The following is a 17,619-nucleotide window of genomic DNA, read 5'->3' on the forward strand; positions in this document are numbered from 1 at the left end:
GGGGGCGCGCAGCATGACCTATCTCGAGAACCGGCTGAAGCAGGTGCCCAGCGGGTTGCGCAAGGTGCTGTTCCTGAACTGGCCGCTGGTGGTGCTGATCTGCACGGTGGCGGCCGTCGGCTTCCTGATGCTGTATTCCATTGCCGGCGGCGATATCGACACCTGGGCGCGGCCGCAGATGCAGCGCTTTGCGGTCGGGCTGGTGTTGATGTTCGGCGTGGCGATGGTGCCGATCTGGTTCTGGCGCAGCATGGCGGGGGTAGCCTATCTGGTGTCGTTCCTGCTGCTGATCTTCGTCGAGGTCGTCGGCGAGGTCGGCATGGGGGCGCAGCGCTGGATCGACATCGGGCCGATCCGGCTGCAACCCTCGGAGATGATGAAGTTCACCCTGGTCCTGCTGCTGGCCGCCTATTACGACTGGCTGGACATCAAGCGGGTGTCGCGGCCGCTGTGGGTGCTGGTGCCGGTGGTGCTGACGGTGTTGCCGACGGTGCTGGTGCTGATGCAGCCGAACCTGGGCACCTCGCTGATGCTGCTTCTGGGCGGGGCGGCGGTGATGTTCGCGGCCGGGGTCAGCCTGTGGTATTTCGCGGCGGTGGGCGGGATGGCGGTGGCGGCGGTGGCGGCGGTGTTCCTGACCCGCGGCACGCCCTGGCAATTGCTGCACGACTACCAGTATCGCCGGATCGACACCTTCCTTGACCCCACCGCCGACCCGCTGGGTGCGGGCTACAACATCATCCAGGCCAAGATCGCGCTGGGGTCCGGCGGCTGGTCGGGCAAGGGCTTCATGCAGGGCACGCAAAGTCGGCTGAACTTCCTGCCCGAAAAGCACACCGATTTCATCTTCACCACCCTGGCCGAGGAATTCGGCTTTGTCGGCGCCTTTTCGCTGCTGGCGCTCTACGCGCTGATCATCGGGTTCTGCCTGGTGTCGGCCTTGCAGAACCGCGATCGGTTCTCGTCTCTATTGATCATCGGGGTGGCGGCCACCTTCTTCTTCTACATCGCGGTGAACCTGTCGATGGTGATGGGGATGGCCCCGGTGGTGGGCGTGCCGCTGCCGCTGCTCAGCTATGGCGGGTCGGCGATGCTGGTGATCCTGGTCGGCTTCGGCCTGGTGCAAAGCGCCCATGTCCACCGGCCAAGGTAGGGGGGCGCCATGACTGCGCCGCGCCGGACCGTCCGCCTTGCCCCGCGCCACGGCCGGTTCCTTGCGGCCTTTGCCGCGGGCGCCGTGGCGGGGGCCGGGCTTTGGGCGGCGGGATTGCCGGCCGCGACCGGCGCCCTGGTGGCCGCCAACGCCTTCTTCGCGATCTATCTGGCGCTGATGGCGCATCTGGCGCTGGCCACCGGCCCGGCCGAGCTGCGCCGCCATGCCGAGGCCGATGACGAAGGGCTGGCGCTGATCACCCTGCTGGCGCTGTTCGCCATCGCCACCAGCCTGGTCGCCATCCTGATCGTGCTGAACCAGGCTGGCGGGGCCGGGCCGGTGGCCAGCGCGCTGGCGCTGGCCGCGGTGCCGCTGGGCTGGGCGATGGTGCATACGCTGGCCGCGTTTCGCTACGCGCATCTCTTCTACGGCACCCGCTCGCACGGAATGGCCTTTCCGGGAACCGAGACGCCGGGGCCGTCGGATTTCCTGTACACCGCCTTCACCATCGGCATGACGGCACAGGTGTCCGATGTGGCCGTCACCACGGCCCCGATGCGCCGCGCCGTGCTGGCGCATTCGGTGCTGTCGTTCTTTTACAACACCGTCATCCTTGCCCTTGCCGTGAATGCCGCCTTGCGGCTGTCGGCCTGACCCAGCGGAAAGCCCTGCCGATGCCCATGGTCCTGTTCGCCGCCCCCGCCCTTTGGGACGACTACACCGAAGCCCTGCCACGCGCGCTGGCCGAGGCTGGTGTCGCGGCGACCATCGTGACACAGGCGCCCGATCCGGCGGCGGTGGATTACATCGTCTACGCCCCCTCGGCGCCGTTGCAGGATTTTGCGCCGTTCACCCGGGCCAAGGCCGTGCTGTCGCTTTGGGCGGGGGTCGAGCGGATTGTCGGCAATGCCAGCCTGACCCAGCCGCTGTGCCGGATGGTCGATCCCTGGCTGACCGAGGGGATGGTGGAATGGGTGGTGGGCCATGCCTTGCGGCATCATCTGGGCATGGACCGGCACATCGTGAACCCCGGCCATGTCTGGGACCAGACCTGCCCGCCGCTGGCCCGCGACCGCCCGGTGGCGATGCTGGGCCTGGGCACGCTGGGCCTGGCCTGCGCGCGGGCGCTGCAGGCGCTGCACTTTCCCGTCACCGGCTGGAGCCGCTCGCCGAAGGACGTGCCCGGCCTGACCTGCCTGCAAGGCGAGGCGGGGCTGGAGCAGGCGCTGCGCGGCGCCCAGATCGTGGTGACGCTGCTGCCCAGGACGCCGCAGACCGAGAACCTGCTGAACGCCCGCACCCTGGCCCTGCTGCCGCAGGGTGCCGCGATCCTGAACCCCGGCCGCGGCGCGCTGATCGACGATGCGGCGCTGCTGGCGGCGCTGGACAGGGGCCACATCGGCCACGCCACGCTGGACACCTTCCGCGTGGAACCCCTGCCGCCCGACCACCCTTTCTGGGCGCATCCGCGCGTGATCGTCACCCCGCACATCGCCGCCGACACCCGCCCCGCAAGCGCCGCGCGGGTGATTGCCGAGAACATCCGCCGGGGCGAGGCGGGCGAGCCGTTCCTGCATCTGGTCGACCGTGCGCGCGGCTACTGAAGGCGTCGCTTTCGGAACAGACGGTGGCACGGCAGGCCCTAGCCTGCGGCGACCATGACCTACCGCTCCGGTGCCCTTCTTGTCGTGCTTGCCGCTTCGCTGTGGTCGCTGATGGGCCTGGCCATCCGCCAGATCGACGAAGCGGGAACCTGGGCGGTGCTGCTGTGGCGGTCCGCCGGGGCGATTCCGGTGCTGGGGGCCTGGATCGTGGTCACTTCGGGCGGCCGGCCCATGGCCCAGATCGCCGCCACGGGATGGGCCGGCGTGGTGGGGGGCCTGTCGCTGGTGGCGGCCTTCGCCGGGGCGATCTATGCGATCCAGTCCACCACCGTGGCGAATGCGGTGTTCCTGTTTTCCGCCTCGCCCTTCCTTGCCGCGCTGCTGGGCTGGCTGGTGCTGCGCGAACCCGTCCGGCCGGCCACCTGGGCCGCCATCGGCCTGGCCGGCATCGGCATGTATGTGATGGTACGCGAGGGGCTGGCGGCGGGGGCGCTGGCGGGGAACCTGGCCGCGCTGGGCTCGGCGCTGGGATTCGCCGCCTTTACCGTGGCGCTGCGGGCGGGGCGGGTGGCGCAGGCGATGCCGGTCAGTTTCCTGGGCTGCGTGTTCTCGCTGGGCGTTGCGGCGGCGGTGCTGGCGCTGACCGGGCAGGATGCCGTGCCGCCGGTGCAGGACATCGCGATTTCGGCCGCCATGGGGGCGGGCATCCTGGCCGTCGGCATGGTGCTTTATACCCTGGGCAGCCGGGCGCTGCCGGCGGCCGAGGCGACGCTTCTAAGCCTGGTCGAGGTGATGCTGGCGCCGGTCTGGGTCTGGCTGGTGCTGGACGAGACGGCGACCGCGGCCACCTTCGCGGGTGGCGCTGTGGTGCTGGTCGCGGTGGTGCTGAACGCGGCGGCGGGAGCGCGGCGGATGGTGCGGGCGTGAGTCGATTTCCGAAGTCGGAAATCGTGCACGGAATTCGACTTCGAATTCCGCGCTCGTGCCGGCTACCGCCCGCCCACCTTGGGTGCCCGGAACACCCGGGTCCGGGCGAAGTAATCCTCCAGCCGGTTCAGCCGGGTCTGGACCTGGTCGGCAAGCCGGCCCTGGACCTGGGCCAGCAGCGCCTCGACCACCACCAGGATCGCGGCGGTGCTGTCCCAGGCGGCGGGCACCTCGATGGCGCAGGCCAGGGTGTGGCAGGCATGGGCGGCGGCGGGAGACATCCAGCGGTCGGTGATCAGCACCACCTCGGCGCCCTGCTCGGCCGCCGCTTCGGCGAACTGGACGGCGTTCGATTCGTAGCGGCGGATGTCGAAGATCACCGCCACGTCGCCCGCCCGCAGGTCCAGCAGCGCTTGCTGCCAGTCGGTCAGGTGGTCGGCGAGGAAGCTGACCTCGGGCCGGATCACCCGCAGCAGCGTGGCCATGTAGTCGGCATGGGCATGGGTCAGCCGCCCGCCCATGATCGCCACCCGCCGGGCCGGATCGGCCAGCAGCGCCGCCGCGCCAAGGAAATCGCCGGCCGGGATCTGGCTGAGCGTGGCGTCGATGTTGGCCACCACCCGCACCGCGAAATCCTGCAGCGGATGCGATGCGGGCTCTCGCCCGGCCTCGTGCAGGGTCAGGGGCGCCACCAGCAGCCGCTCGACCTCGGCCCGCAGTGCTGCCTGATAATCGGTATAGCCGCGGAACCCCAGCTTCTGCACCAGCCGCATCACCGTGGGCGACGACACGTCGGCCGCCCGTGCCAGGGTGGTGATCGAGCCCAGCGCCGACATCGGAAAGTGCGACAGGATATGCGTGGCCGCCTGCCGCTCGGCCCGGGTCATCTCGCCCAGCGCCGCGCGCATCCGGCCTTCAATCGTCAACGGCTGGTCCATGTCCCCGCCCCACACCTGGCCCTCAACCCGGGAATGTAACGATCTTAACAGAGAATCGTCGCCCGGAATATTCTTGACAGTCACCCGGCCACCGGGGAACGCTGACAGGAAAACGGGGAGACGACTCGCACCATGGCCAAAGCCATCGCCGTGCCCTTTCTGGCGCGGTCTACCGTGCATTCCGGCAAGGGACGGGGCTGAGCCATGCCCCGCGCCCTGATCGCCTTTGTCCACCTGGTGGAAAAGCTGAACTACGGCGTCGGCCGCTTTGCGATGTATCTGCTGTTCGTGCTGATGGCCGTGCTGATGTGGTCGTCGATTTCCAAGGCCATGGGCGCGCCGTCGCTGTGGACGCTGGAAATGGCACAGTTCGTGATGGTGGCCTATTACGTGCTGGGCGGGCCCTATGCCTGGCAACTGGGCACCCATGTCCGGATGGACCTGTTCTATGCCCGCCAGTCCGTCGGCAGCCGCGCGTTGTGGGACGCCTTCACCGTGCTGGCGGTGATCTTCTACCTGGGCGTCATGCTGTACGGCGCGATCGACGCCACCGCCTATTCCTTTGAATACGGCGAGCGCTCGCCCACCGCCTGGCGGCCCTATCTCTGGCCGGTCAAGGTCACCATGGTGATCGGCTTCCTGCTGATGCTGCTGCAGGCGCTGGCCAGCCTGATCCGCGACATCGCCCATCTGCGCGGGGTGTCGATCTGATGCCGCAGGAGATGATCGCCCTTCTGATGTTCTCGACCATGCTGATGCTGATGATGACCGGCCAGCGGGTGTTCGGGATCATCGGTTTCGTCGCCGTGGTGGCCGCGCTGGCGCTGTGGGGCACCGGCGGCGAAAGCATGGGCTTCACCCAGGCGATGAAGCTGATGAAGTGGTATCCGCTGCTGACGCTGCCGATGTTCGTCTTCATGGGCTACGTGATGAGCGAATCGCGGCTGGCCGAGGACCTGTACCGGATGTTCCACGTCTGGTTCGGGCCGGTGCCGGGCGGGCTGGCGGTGGGCACCATTCTGCTGATGGTGCTGATCTCGGCGATGAACGGGCTGTCGGTGGCCGGCATGGCCATCGGCTCGACCATCGCCCTGCCCGAGCTGCTGCGGCGCGGCTACGACAAGCAGATGGTCAGCGGGGTGATCCAGGCCGGATCAAGTCTGGGCATCCTGATCCCGCCCTCGGTGGTGCTGGTGCTGTACGCCATGATCGCCCGCGCCCCGGTCAGCGAGCTTTGGCTGGCCGGCATCCTTCCGGGCCTGCTGATGGCGGGGATGTTCATCCTTTATGTCGTGGTCCGCTGCACCATTCAGCCCTCGCTTGGCCCGGCGATGTCCAGGACCGAGCGGGAGTCGATCACCTGGGCCGAGAAGGCTTCTTCGCTGCGGGCCGGCGCACTGCCCTTCGTCATCTTCTTCGCGATGATGCTGCCCTTCGTGAAGGGCTGGACCAGCCTGGTGGAATCCAGCGTGATCGGGGTTGCCGCCACGGTCGCCGCCGCCGTCCTGAAAGGCCGCTTCACCCGCGAGGTGTTCGAGATCGCCACCCGCAACACGCTGGCGATTTCCTGCATGTTCATGTGGGTGATCCTGGCCGCGCTGTCCTTCGGGGCGGTGTTCGACGGGCTGGGCGCGGTGAAGGCCATCGAGACGCTGTTCACCGAGCAACTGGGCTTCGGCCCCTGGACCATCCTGATCCTGATGCAGCTGTCGTTCCTGGTGATGGGGATGTTCCTCGACGACACCGCCATGCTGGTGATCGTGGCGCCGCTTTACGTGCCGCTGGTGGCCAAGCTGGACCTGGGCATCCCGCCCGACCAGGTGCTGATCTGGTATGGCGTCTTGTACACCATCACCTGCCAGATCGCCTATCTGACCCCGCCTTTCGGGTATAACCTGTTCCTGATGCGCGCCTTCGCGCCGCCGGAAATCACCATGGGCGACATCTACAAGTCGGTCACGCCCTTCGTGCTGGTGATGGTCGGCGCGCTGGCACTAATCATGGTCTTCCCCGAGATCGCGCTGTGGTTGCCGCAGAGAATTTACCCCGACTGAGATCAACAACCGGCGGGCCAACCGCCTTTCAACACGGAGGTTACCGATGACGACTTCAAGACGTTCCTTCCTGACCAAGGGCGCCCTTGCCGGCGCCGCCGCCCTGGCCGCTCCGACCGTTGCCCGGTCGCAAGAGGTGATCAAGTGGCGGATGCAGACCTATGCCGGCGCCGCCCTGGGCGAGCATGTGGTCAAGCCCGCGGTCGAGCTGTTCAACCGCCTGGCCGCCGGCCAGATGGAGATCGAACTCTTCTACGCCGACCAGCTGGTTCCCACCGGTGAGCTGTTCCGCGCCATGCAGGACGGCACCATCGACTGCGTGCAGTCGGATGACGACAGCATGGCCAGCCCGACTGAAGTCACCGTCTTCGGCGGCTACTTTCCCCTTGCCCTGCGCTATTCGCTCGACGTGCCGGCACTGTTCAACAAGTACGGCCTCAAGGCGATCTGGGAAGAGGAATACGCCAAGGTCGGCGTCAAGCACATCTCGGCCGGGTCCTGGGACCCCTGCAACTTCTCGACCAACAAGCCGATCAAGTCGCTGGCCGACCTGAGCGGGTTGCGGGTCTTTACCTTCCCCACCGCCGGCCGCTTCCTGACCCAGTTCGGCGTCGTCCCCGTCACCCTGCCGTGGGAAGATGTCGAGGTCGCCATGCAGACCGGCGAGCTGGACGGGCTGTGCTGGTCGGGCATCACCGAGGTCTACACGGTGGGCTGGTCGAACGTGACCAAGTACTTCCTGACCAACAACATCTCGGGCGCCTGGATCGGCCACTTCTTCGCCAACATGGAGCGATGGAACGCCCTGCCGCCGAACCTGCAGGAACTGCTGGCCAGCTGCTTCGAGACCAGCCACATGTACCGCCAGCACTGGTACTGGGCCGGCGAGGCGGACCTGCGGGTGAACGGCGGCAAGCTGGAACTGACCACCATTCCGGACGAGGAATGGAAGACCGTGGAAGACGCCGCGGTGAAGTTCTGGGACGAGATCGCGGCGGAATCCGAGATCAAGGCCAAGGTCGTGGGCATCATCAAGACCTACAACGAGACGATGACCAAGGCCGGCGTGCCCTACCGCTTCGGCTGACGGACACCGCAGACCAATCGGACGCGCGGGGGAAGCCCCTCGCGCGCCCTTGCCGATGACAGGAGGATGGCTGCAAGATGCCCGGCAACATGACATTCGAGGCCCTGAAAGAGGCCGTCGCCCGCGGCGAGATCGACACCGTTCTGGTGGCCGCGCCCGACATGCAGGGCCGGCTGATGGGAAAGCGTTTCCACGCCGAGTTCTTCGTCCGCGGCGGCCATGAGGAGACGCATTGCTGCAACTACCTCCTGGCCGTGGACATGGAGATGACCACGGTGCCCGGCTACAAGACCAGCAGTTGGGAAAAGGGCTACGGCGACTATGTGATGAAGCCGGACCTTGCCACCCTGCGGCCGCTGCCCTGGCTGCCCGGCACCGCGCTGTGCCTGGCCGACCTGCTGGAGCATGCCACGCATGAAGAGGTGCGGGTTTCGCCCCGCGCCATCCTCAAGGCCCAGGTGGCGCGGGCGCGGGCCATGGGCTTCGAGCCGATGATGGCGACCGAGCTTGAGTTCTACATCTTCGAGAACAGCTATGAGGCCCTGCGCGATGATGGGTTCGCGGGCCTGAAGCCGATCAGCGCCTACAACGAGGATTACCACATCTTCCAGACCACCAAGGAAGAGGGGCTGATGCGGGCCGTCCGCAACGGGCTGCACGGCGCCGGCATCCCGGTGGAAAACACCAAGGGCGAGGCCGATGCCGGCCAGCATGAGGTGAACTACCGCTATTCCGACGCGCTGGACGCGGCCGACAATCATGTGGTGGTCAAGCAGGCGGTGAAGGAAATCGCCCATGCCGCCGGCAAGTCGGTGACCTTCATGGCCAAGTATGATCACCGCAAGGCGGGATCGTCTTCCCACGTCCACCAGTCCTTGTGGACGCTGGACGGCAAGCCCGCCTTTGCCGACAAGGGCGATCAGCACGGCATGTCGGCGCTGATGAAGCACTTCCTGGCCGGTCAACTGGCGCATGCGACCGAGATCACCGCCTTCCTTGCGCCCTATGTGAACAGCTACAAGCGGTTCTGCATCGGGCTGTTCGCGCCGACCAAGGCGGTCTGGAGTGCTGACAACCGCACCGCCGGTTTCCGCATCTGCGGGCTGCACAGCAAGGCGATCCGGGTGGAATGCCGCATTCCCGGCAGCGACGTGAACCCCTATCTGGCCTGTGCCGCGCTGCTGGCGGCGGGGCTGGACGGGATCGAGAACCGGCTGGAGCTTGAGCCGGAACTGACCGGCGACATGTACTCGGCCAAGGGCATCCGCGAGATTCCCAAGACCCTGCGCGAGGCGGCCACGGCGCTGGCCGGGTCGGCGATGCTGCGGCGGGCCTTCGGCGACGACGTGGTGGATCACTACCACCACGCCGCGCAGTGGGAGATTTCCGAGACCGACCGCGTGGTCACGGATTTCGAACTGCAGCGGCTGCTGGAGCGGGCATGACGGGGCAACCATTCGGGGCAGGCGCCCCAAGAAGGTGAGACGATGAAACCTGTACAACTGATTTCCCCGGTCGATGGCCGGGTCTATGCCGAACGGATGCCGCTGAGCCTTGAGGCCGCGCAGGCCGTCGCCGCACGGGCGAAGGCGGCGCAGAAGGGTTGGGCCGCGCGGCCCCTCGAGGACCGCATCGCGCTGGTCAAGGCCGGCGTCGCCCGGCTGAACGAGATGAAGGACGTGGTGGTCGAGGAACTGGCCTGGCAGATGGGCCGGCCCACCCGCTTCGGCGGCGAATATGGCGGCGTGAACGCGCGGACCGAATACATGGCGTCCATCGCCGCCGAGACGCTGGCGCCGCAGATGATCGAGAACTCCAACGCCTTCCGCCGCTACCTGGCGCGCGAACCGCTGGGCGTGGTGTTCATCGTGGCGCCCTGGAACTACCCCTACCTGACGACGATCAACACTCTGGTGCCCGCGCTGATCGCCGGCAACACCGTGGTGCTGAAACACGCCAGCCAGACCCTGCTGGTGGGCGAACGCCTGGCCCAGGCCTTTCATGAGGCGGGGGTGCCCGAGGACGTGTTCCAGAACGTCGTCCTTGACCACGCCACGACCGAGGCCCTGATCGCCGCCCGCGCCTTCAACTTCGTCAACTTCACTGGCAGCGTCGCCGGCGGGCAGGCGATCGAACGCGCCGCGGCGGGCACCTTCACGCCCCTGGGGCTGGAACTGGGCGGCAAGGATCCGGGCTACGTTCGCGCCGACGCCAACCTTGACGCCGCCGTCGACACGCTGATGGACGGCGCCATGTTCAACGCCGGCCAGTGCTGCTGCGGGATCGAGCGGATCTATGTCCACGAAAGCCTGTATGACGCCTTCGTGGAAAAGGCCGTGGCCTGGGTGAATGCGCTGAAGCTGGGGAACCCCTTTGACGCCGCCAGCACGCTTGGCCCGATGGCAAACACGCGCTTTGCCAAGGTGGTCCGCGACCAGATCGCCGAGGCGGTGGCGCAGGGGGCGAAACCCCTAATCGACCCGGCGAACTTCCCCGCCGACGACGGCGGCGCCTACCTCGCGCCGCAGGTGCTGGTGAACGTCACACACGCGATGCGGGTGATGATGGAGGAAAGCTTCGGCCCCGTCGTCGGCATCATGAAAGTGAAGGACGACGCCGAAGCCCTGCGCCTGATGAACGACAGCCCCTATGGCCTGACCGCCAGCATCTGGACCGAAGACTACGACACCGCCAGCGCCCTTGGCGCACAGGTCGAGACCGGCACCGTGTTCATGAACCGCGCCGACTACCTTGACCCCGCCCTGTGCTGGACCGGCTGCAAGGACACCGGCCGCGGCGGCAGCCTTTCCTACCTGGGGTTCCATTCGGTGACCCGCCCGAAATCCTATCATCTCAAGAAGGTGTGACATGCCTCACGGTGTTCCGAACCGGAACTGGTCCTACCCCACCGCCATCAAGTTCGGCGTGGGCCGCATCGGCGAACTGGCCGAGCATGCGAAATCCATCGGGCTGAAAAAGCCCTTGCTGGTCACCGACAAGGCCCTCGCCGCCCTGCCGATCACCGCCGCGGCGCTGGAGGTGCTGGACGCCGCGGGCCTTGGCCGCGCGGTGTTCTCGGACGTGGACCCGAACCCGAACGAGGCCAACATGGCCGCCGGGATCGCGGTCTACAAGGACGGCAAGCATGACGGGGTGATCTGCTTCGGCGGCGGCTCGGCGCTGGACCTTGGCAAGATGATCGCGCTGATGGCGCACCAGAAGAAGGGCCTCAGCGTCTGGGATCTGGAAGACATCGACGACTGGTACACCCGCGCCGACGCCGCCAAGATCGCGCCCATCATCGCCGTGCCCACCACCGCCGGCACCGGCTCCGAGGTCGGCCGCGCGGGCGTGCTGACCAACAGCGAAACGCACAAGAAGAAGATCATCTTCCACCCCGCGCTGATGCCGAAGGTCACCCTCTGCGACCCGGCGCTGACCGTGGGGATGCCCAGGTTCATCACCGCCGGCACCGGGATGGACGCGCTGGCACATTGCCTTGAGGCCTATTGCAGCCCCTTCTACCACCCGATGAGCCAGGGCATCGCGCTGGAAGGCATGCGGCTGGTGTTCGAGAACCTGCCCAAGGCCTACAAGCACCCCGACCACCTGATGGCCCGCGCCCACATGATGAGTGCGGCGGCGATGGGCGCGGTGGCCTTCCAGAAGGGGCTGGGGGCGATCCATTCGCTCAGCCACCCCATCGGCGCGGTCTACGGCACCCACCACGGCACCACCAACGCCGTGGTCATGCCCATGGTGCTGGATTTCAACCGCAAGGAAATCAAGGACCGGCTGGCGGCGGCGGCGGCCTATTGCGGCATCAAGGGCGGCTACAAGGGCTTCCGCGCGCGGATCATGGGCCTGCGCGACGAGCTGGACATCCCGGCCAACCTGACCAAGCTGGGCGTCACCGACCCCGATCTGGACATGCTGACCGAGATGGCGCTGGAAGACCCCTCCTGCGGCGGCAATCCGGTGAAGATGACCAAGAAGAACACCCGCAAGCTGTATGAGGCCTGCCTCTGACCAGCGCCCGCGGCCTGAACCGATGACCCGGCACGTCACCACGGACGTCGCCGTCCTTGGCGCCGGCGTCATCGGTCTGGCCGTGGCCGAACGGCTGCTGGCCGAGGGCCGCACGGTCACCCTGGTGGACCCGGGCGATCCCGGCATGGGCACATCCTACGGCAATGCCGGAACCATCGCGGATTACGCGGTGAACCCGGTCGGCACGCCCGACGTCCTGCGCGCGCTCCCCACGCTGCTGTTCGACCGCACGTCGCCCCTGGCGATCCGGCGCGAGGCGCTGCCCTCGCTGCTGCCCTGGCTCTTGCGCTTTGCCTTTCAGTCCCTGCCCGGCCCCGCCCGCCACAACGGCCTGGCCATCGCGGCGCTGCTGCAAGGTGCCGGGCCGCTGTGGCAGGGCCTGGCTGACCGCATCGGGGCGGCAGGCATCCTGCAACCCCGCGGCGCGCTGTATCTCTACGAGACCGCCGCCCAACGCCGCGCGGCCGAGGCCGACATGGCGGGCCGCCGTGCGCTGGGGGTGACGGTCGATCTGCTGAACGGCCCCGAACTGGCGCAACTGGAACCCGCCCTGCCGTCGATGGCCGGCGCGGCGTATTTCCCCAAGGCGGTCTTCCTGAACGACCCCGGCGCGATGATGCGGGCGCTGGCGGCCCGTGTCACCGCCAAGGCGGAACACCTGCGCGCCCCGGCCCAGACCCTTAGCCGCACCGCCGACGGCGTCATCGTCGAAGGCCCCGGCTTCCGCCTCCACGCCCGCCGCGTGGTGATCGCCGCCGGGGCGCATTCGCGCAAGCTGGCCGCCCAGGCCGGCGACCGTGTGCCGCTGGACACAGAACGCGGCTACCACGTCGAATGGGACATGGCCGCGCCGCGCTTGAGCCGCCCCTGCTGCCCCACGGCCCGTGGCTTCTACCTGTGCCCGATGTCCGGCCGCTTGCGTGCCGTCGGCACGGTCGAACTGGGCGGCCTGACCCTGCCACCTTCGGCGCATCGCATCCGCAAACTGGTCGAGGGCGCGCGCGCGATCTTCCCCGACCTGCCGGAAAACCCGGATCGCGACTGGATGGGCTTCCGCCCCAGCCTGCCCGACAGCCTGCCGGTCATCGGCCCCTCGCGCGGCGGGCCCGAGGTGATTCATGCATACGGCCACGGCCATCTGGGCGTCACTTTGGCTCCGGTCACCGCCCGCATCGTCGCCGACCTGATCGCTGGCCGCATGCCGGAGATGGACATTGCGTCCCTGCGACCGGGCCGATTCTGAGGCCCCGGACTGCCTTAGAGACGCTGGTCCAGCCCGGCCGTGTCCAACCGGGTGACGACGCCATCTTCCGATAGGCGGGCGTATGTTTTGCCCTGAAAGCTGAACTCCTGCGCGACGAAGCTGACCTTGCCGCCATCCTGTCGGGTGACCGGCCCGGAGGTGCCGAAGGCCTTGCTCAGCACCGCGTTCAGAACGAACAGGTCCATCTCGGCGGCCTTGTGCTGGTCGGCATGCATGGCCAGCAACTGCTCGGTCTTGACCTCGCCGTAGGCCGCCGCGACCTCGGGCCGGGCCAGACTGTCCGCCTGGATCGTGCTGAACCTGATGGTGCTGGCGTTCGCGCCCATGCTGCCGACCAGAGATTCCAGGTAGTCCGCCGCTTCATCGGCGGCCCGGAACGACGGCACCCCGAACCGGCCGGATTGCGCGTGGGCATAGGCCCCAAGCGCCATCGAATTCACCTTGCGCCGAAACCCGTTCTCCTGCTCGAACTTCAGCTCTCCGGCCTCCCAGACGGCCATGGCCGCTTCGGACTTGGCAATCGCTGCAGCCGGATCACGGACAAACTCAGGATCCTTGTAGGCTTCGTAGCCACCGAAATCGTTGTGCGACGAAGATCTGATCGTCGTCGTAGCCGAGCGCTGCGCGGAGGACATCGCAGCTGCGGCGGATGGCGCGGTCTGTGCAGGACCGTTCACCTTGGACGGAAGCCCGAACAGCCCCGCAGTATAACTCTTGAACGGCGAAACCGTCACCATGACCCGCAATCCCCATCGTCTCACGCGCCCAATCTTGCTGCGAAACACTGAAGGCCGGGTGAACGCAGACAAGGCGCGACAGCGGGCACCGGACGCAGGGGCCGAACGGTGGTCTGCCCCCGGCAAAGCGCGGGGTGGGCGGGTGGGAGCGCTTTGCCGGGGGCAGCCGCGCCGCGGCTTCAGCCTAGGGCGCCCAGGATCACCGGCTCGACCTCGTGCCAGCCTTCCCACATCATCTTGAGCGCGACGTAGAGGATGATCGCCAGGCCGATATAGGCGATCCAGCTGTACTTGTTCAGCAGCCGGGCGATGAAGCTGGCGGCAAAGCCCATCAGCGCGATCGACAGCATCAGGCCGATGATCAGCACCGTCGGATGGTCCTTCGCCGCGCCGGCAACCGCCAGCACGTTGTCCAGGCTCATCGACACGTCGGCCACCACGATCTGCGTCGCCGCCTGGCGGAAGGTCTTGCGCGGCCCGCCGCCCGCGACGCTGCCGTCGGCGTTCAGGTCCTGCCCGGTCAACGCCTCTTCGGCGCGGTTGTCGTCGCCATGGCCTTCACGCAGCTCGCGCCACATCTTCCAGCACACCCAGAGCAGCAGGATGCCGCCGGCCAGCAGTAGGCCGACGATCTGCAGAAGCTGGGTCGTGGCCAGGGCAAAGCCGATCCGCATCACCGTGGCGGCGATGATCCCCACCAGAATCGCCTTGGCGCGCTGTTCCTTCGGCAGTCCGGCCGCCGCCAGGCCGATCACGATGGCATTGTCGCCGGCCAGCACCAGGTCGATCCCGATGACCTGCATCAGGGCCGTGAACCCTTCGGGCGTGAAGATTTCCTCGAAGCCATAGATGAAGTTCATTATGGCTTCGCTGCTGAATAAGCTCATGGCGTCCCGGTTCCGCGCTCCTGTTGCTTCGCTTCCTAGGCGTTTGGCCGGATGGTTTCAACCATCCGTCGCAGCGCCCGTGCCGCCTACAGCATCCCCGGGACCACCTGGTCGGGCGGACGGTGGCCGTCGGCGAAGGTCTTGATGTTGATGATGACCTTCTCGCCCATCTCGATCCGGCCCTCCAGCGTGGCCGATCCCATGTGGGGCAGCAGAACCACGTTCGCCAGCTCGCGCAGGCGCGGGTTGATCTCGGTGCCGCGCTCATAGACGTCAAGGCCCGCCCCGGCGATCTCGCCCGCGCGCAGCGCGCGGGTCAGCGCGTTCTCGTCGATCACCTCGCCGCGCGAGGTGTTCACGATCACCGCGCTTGGCTTCATCAGCTTGAGCCGCCGCGCGTTCAGCAGGTGAAAGGTCGACGGCGTGTGCGGGCAGTTGATCGACAGGATGTCCATCCGGGCGATCATCTGGTCCAGGCTTTCCCAGTAGGTGGCTTCAACCTCGGCCTCGGCCTCGGGGCGCAGGCGGCGGCGATTGTGGTAATGCACCTGGCAGCCGAAGACGCGGGCCCGCCGCGCCACCGCGGTGCCGATGCGGCCCATGCCCAGGATGCCCAGCCGCCGGCCCGCCAGCCGTCCGCCCAGGTTGGCCATCGGCGACCAGCCTTCCCACTGGCCCGACTGCATCATCGCCAGGCCCTCGGGGATGCGCCGGGTGACGCCCAGGATCAGCGCCAGCACCATGTCGGCGGTGTCCTCGGTCACCACGCCGGGCGTGTTCGACACCAGGATGCCGCGTTGCCGGGCGGTGGCCACGTCGATGTGGTCCACCCCCGAACCATAGTTGGCGATCAGCTTCAGCTTCTCGCCGGCCTGCGCGATCAGCCCGGCGTCGATGGTGTCGGTCAGCGTCGGCACCAGAACGTCGGCCCGGCGCATCGCCTCGGCCAGCTCGTCGCGACTCATCCGTGTGTCGGGGTCGCGCAACTCGACGTCGAAAAGCTCCTTCATCCGCGTCTCGACAGCCTCGGGCAGGCGTCGCGTGACGACAACACTCAGGCGCGGCGTAGGCATGGTCTCTCCCTCAAGGCTTCCATTGGGCGCGTCGCTGGGGCAGAGTGGGACGAAGCGGGGCGGATCACAAGCCCCGACGATCAGGCAACATCGCCGCGGGGCCAGAGGGCCTTGGGGCGGCAAGGCGGGCAGGTCCATGCGCACCGGATTGCGGGCGATGCTTCTGACGGCGCTGTTGGCGCCCGGCGTGCTGTCGGCACAAGAGACAGCCACCCCGCCGGAAGAGGCCCTGGTGCAGCCCGCCGCCGCCAAGCCGGACAAGAACTGCCGCCCGGGCTTCGGCTGCGTCACCAACCTGCCGCTGCCGCGCTTTGTCAGCCTGAAGGGCGACGAGGGCAATGCCCGGCGCGGCCCCGGCCTGACCCACCGCATCGACTGGGTCTTCACCCGGCCCGGCATGCCGCTGATGATCACCGCCGAATTCGAGCATTGGCGCCGGGTGGAAGACCAGGACGGCGCCGGCGGCTGGGTGCATTACGCGCTGCTGTCGGGGGTGCGCAGCGTGCTGGTGACGCTGGACATGGCCGAGATGCGCAGCAGCCCCGACCTGCAGGCGCAAGTGCTGGCCCAGGCCGAGATGGGGGTGATCGCCAAGGTGCTGGAATGCACCCCCGACTGGTGCCGCCTTTCGGCCGAGGGCCAGAAAGGCTGGGTGCAGAAGACCGCACTCTGGGGCGTCGCCCCCGGCGAAACCATCGAATAGCCGCAAGGGCGCCTCTGGCCTGAAAAGCGGCGTGGCCCCCGCGCCGCGCGACGACCGGGCAACAGCAGGGCACCCCGCCGTTCACCGCTTCTCGCGCGCGCGGGCGGGCGGGCGGGCAGGCGGGCGGGCAGGCGGGCGCGCCGCCCGGCCACCGCCGGAGCCGGGCGCAAGCTTGGGGATTGCAGCGCTGGCCGATCCGGGTCAGAACGCCCCATGAACTTTTCCTCCGGTGCCGGGACATGGCCGATCCCTCGAAGACCCAGCTGACGGTCACCGCCGGACTTGCCTCGGTCGGTGTGGCCGGCACCCTGGTCGCGCTCAAGCTCTGGGCGCTGGCCGAGACCGGGGCGCTGTCGGTCGCCGCCTCGCTGGCCGACAGCGCGCTTGACCTGGTGATGTCGGTCGCCGCCGCCGCTGCGCTGATCTATGCCGCCAAGCCCGCCGACGAAGACCACGCCTTCGGCCACACCTCGGCCGAGGATCTGGCGGCACTGGCGCAGTCGGTGTTCATCCTGGTCTCCTCGGTCATCATCGGCGGCTCGGCGATCCTGCGGCTGGTGTCGGGCGGCCCGTCGCAACTGCAGGCCGAAGGCCGCGGCATGGTGGTGATGGGCATCTCGGTCGCCCTGACCCTGGCGCTGGTCTGGTGGCAAGGCCGCGTCGCCCGCGCCACCGGCAGCCGCGTGGTCGCGGCCGACCGGCTGCACTACCTCAGCGACCTGCTGCCCGGCCTGGGCGCCATCGTCGCGCTGTTCGCCTCGTCGCGCCTGGGCCTGCCGCAGATCGACGCCGTCATCGCGCTGGCCGCCGCAGGCTTCATGATCCTGGGCGCGGTGCGCATCGGGCGCGGCGCCTTCGACGCGCTGATGGACCGCCGCGCCGACCCCGAACTGATCGCCGGCATCGCCGCCATCGCCCGCGGCTGGCCCGGCGTGCATGGCTTTCACGACCTCAAGACCCGCACCGCCGGCAGCCGCGTCTTCGTCAACCTGCACATCGAACTGGACGGCGACCAGACCCTGCGCGAGGCCCACGCCATCGGCGCCGGCCTGCGCCGTGCCATTCTTGCGGCCTATCCGCAGACCGATGTCATCATCCACAAGGACGTGGCCGCAAAGGATGGCAACCCCGGCACCTGAGCG

Annotated in this window: 17 protein-coding genes; 13 read left to right on the forward strand and 4 right to left on the reverse strand. The window is 68.0% G+C overall.

Annotated features, from left to right (window positions below):
* Window positions 1–13: 13 nt before the first annotated feature.
* The 4 genes from rodA to LHP98_RS09880 are packed head-to-tail and all read left to right on the forward strand — an operon-like array spanning window position 14 to window position 3,684.
* Entirely contained in the window at window positions 14–1,153 is a 1,140-nt protein-coding gene (gene rodA, locus LHP98_RS09865) for a rod shape-determining protein RodA (RefSeq protein WP_227252364.1), read from the forward strand.
* A gap of 9 nt (window positions 1,154–1,162) precedes the next feature.
* The gene (locus tag LHP98_RS09870) at window positions 1,163–1,807 is read left to right on the forward strand and encodes a DUF1345 domain-containing protein (protein WP_227252365.1); all 645 of its coding nucleotides are present in this window, start codon (window positions 1,163–1,165) and stop codon (window positions 1,805–1,807) included.
* A 20-nt stretch (window positions 1,808–1,827) separates the two neighbouring features.
* Window positions 1,828–2,757 (forward strand): 2-hydroxyacid dehydrogenase, encoded by a 930-nt coding sequence (locus tag LHP98_RS09875; RefSeq protein ID WP_227252366.1) that lies wholly within the window; start codon window positions 1,828–1,830, stop codon window positions 2,755–2,757.
* 54 nt (window positions 2,758–2,811) lie between these two features.
* Window positions 2,812–3,684 carry a DMT family transporter gene (locus LHP98_RS09880; RefSeq protein ID WP_227252367.1) on the forward strand — a complete coding sequence of 291 codons (873 nt, stop codon included), beginning with the start codon at window positions 2,812–2,814 and terminating at the stop codon, window positions 3,682–3,684.
* A gap of 62 nt (window positions 3,685–3,746) precedes the next feature.
* Here LHP98_RS09880 and LHP98_RS09885 read toward each other — a convergent pair whose 3' ends face one another.
* Window positions 3,747–4,622: a MurR/RpiR family transcriptional regulator gene (locus LHP98_RS09885; protein WP_227252368.1), complete on the reverse strand. Its 876-nt coding sequence runs from the start codon at window positions 4,620–4,622 to the stop codon at window positions 3,747–3,749.
* A gap of 204 nt (window positions 4,623–4,826) precedes the next feature.
* On the opposite strand from LHP98_RS09885, the gene LHP98_RS09890 reads away from it, so the two are divergent.
* From LHP98_RS09890 to LHP98_RS09920, 7 genes are all read left to right on the forward strand, one after another.
* Complete coding sequence (locus LHP98_RS09890; RefSeq protein ID WP_227252369.1) at window positions 4,827–5,333, forward strand: TRAP transporter small permease subunit; 507 nt, start codon at window positions 4,827–4,829, stop codon at window positions 5,331–5,333.
* Window positions 5,333–6,676, forward strand: coding sequence for a TRAP transporter large permease (locus LHP98_RS09895; protein ID WP_227252370.1), 1,344 nt, complete (start codon window positions 5,333–5,335; stop codon window positions 6,674–6,676). The genes LHP98_RS09890 and LHP98_RS09895 overlap by 1 nt, the downstream gene beginning before the upstream one ends.
* A 46-nt stretch (window positions 6,677–6,722) precedes the next feature.
* Window positions 6,723–7,763 carry a TRAP transporter substrate-binding protein gene (locus tag LHP98_RS09900; protein ID WP_227252371.1) on the forward strand — a complete coding sequence of 347 codons (1,041 nt, stop codon included), beginning with the start codon at window positions 6,723–6,725 and terminating at the stop codon, window positions 7,761–7,763.
* 77 nt (window positions 7,764–7,840) lie between these two features.
* Complete coding sequence (locus LHP98_RS09905; protein ID WP_227252372.1) at window positions 7,841–9,208, forward strand: glutamine synthetase family protein; 1,368 nt, start codon at window positions 7,841–7,843, stop codon at window positions 9,206–9,208.
* Between the two features lie 42 nt (window positions 9,209–9,250).
* The gene (locus LHP98_RS09910) at window positions 9,251–10,630 is read left to right on the forward strand and encodes an aldehyde dehydrogenase family protein (RefSeq protein WP_227252373.1); all 1,380 of its coding nucleotides are present in this window, start codon (window positions 9,251–9,253) and stop codon (window positions 10,628–10,630) included.
* A 1-nt stretch (window position 10,631) separates the two neighbouring features.
* A complete protein-coding gene (locus LHP98_RS09915; protein ID WP_227252374.1) occupies window positions 10,632–11,792 on the forward strand; it encodes an iron-containing alcohol dehydrogenase in 1,161 nt (386 codons plus the stop codon).
* A 22-nt stretch (window positions 11,793–11,814) separates the two neighbouring features.
* Window positions 11,815–13,056 carry an NAD(P)/FAD-dependent oxidoreductase gene (locus tag LHP98_RS09920; protein WP_227252375.1) on the forward strand — a complete coding sequence of 414 codons (1,242 nt, stop codon included), beginning with the start codon at window positions 11,815–11,817 and terminating at the stop codon, window positions 13,054–13,056.
* A 14-nt stretch (window positions 13,057–13,070) separates the two neighbouring features.
* Here LHP98_RS09920 and LHP98_RS09925 read toward each other — a convergent pair whose 3' ends face one another.
* The 3 genes from LHP98_RS09925 to LHP98_RS09935 form a co-directional block, all read right to left on the reverse strand.
* Window positions 13,071–13,814, reverse strand: a complete 744-nt coding sequence (locus LHP98_RS09925) for a hypothetical protein (RefSeq protein ID WP_227252376.1) — start codon at window positions 13,812–13,814, stop codon at window positions 13,071–13,073.
* A gap of 179 nt (window positions 13,815–13,993) precedes the next feature.
* A complete protein-coding gene (locus LHP98_RS09930; RefSeq protein WP_227252377.1) occupies window positions 13,994–14,674 on the reverse strand; it encodes a TerC family protein in 681 nt (226 codons plus the stop codon).
* Between the two features lie 113 nt (window positions 14,675–14,787).
* On the reverse strand, window positions 14,788–15,774 hold the full coding sequence (locus LHP98_RS09935) for a 2-hydroxyacid dehydrogenase (protein WP_227252378.1): 987 nt from the start codon (window positions 15,772–15,774) through the stop codon (window positions 14,788–14,790).
* A 136-nt stretch (window positions 15,775–15,910) separates the two neighbouring features.
* Here LHP98_RS09935 and LHP98_RS09940 point away from each other — a divergent pair, with 136 nt between their 5' ends.
* Both LHP98_RS09940 and LHP98_RS09945 read left to right on the forward strand, forming a co-directional pair.
* Window positions 15,911–16,477, forward strand: coding sequence for an SH3 domain-containing protein (locus tag LHP98_RS09940; protein ID WP_227252379.1), 567 nt, complete (start codon window positions 15,911–15,913; stop codon window positions 16,475–16,477).
* 239 nt (window positions 16,478–16,716) lie between these two features.
* Window positions 16,717–17,616, forward strand: coding sequence for a cation diffusion facilitator family transporter (locus LHP98_RS09945; RefSeq protein ID WP_227252380.1), 900 nt, complete (start codon window positions 16,717–16,719; stop codon window positions 17,614–17,616).
* The last annotated feature ends 3 nt before the right edge of the window (window positions 17,617–17,619 follow it).

The sequence above is a fragment of the Rhodobacter sp. Har01 genome, assembly GCF_020564565.1.
GTDB lineage: Bacteria > Pseudomonadota > Alphaproteobacteria > Rhodobacterales > Rhodobacteraceae > Pseudogemmobacter.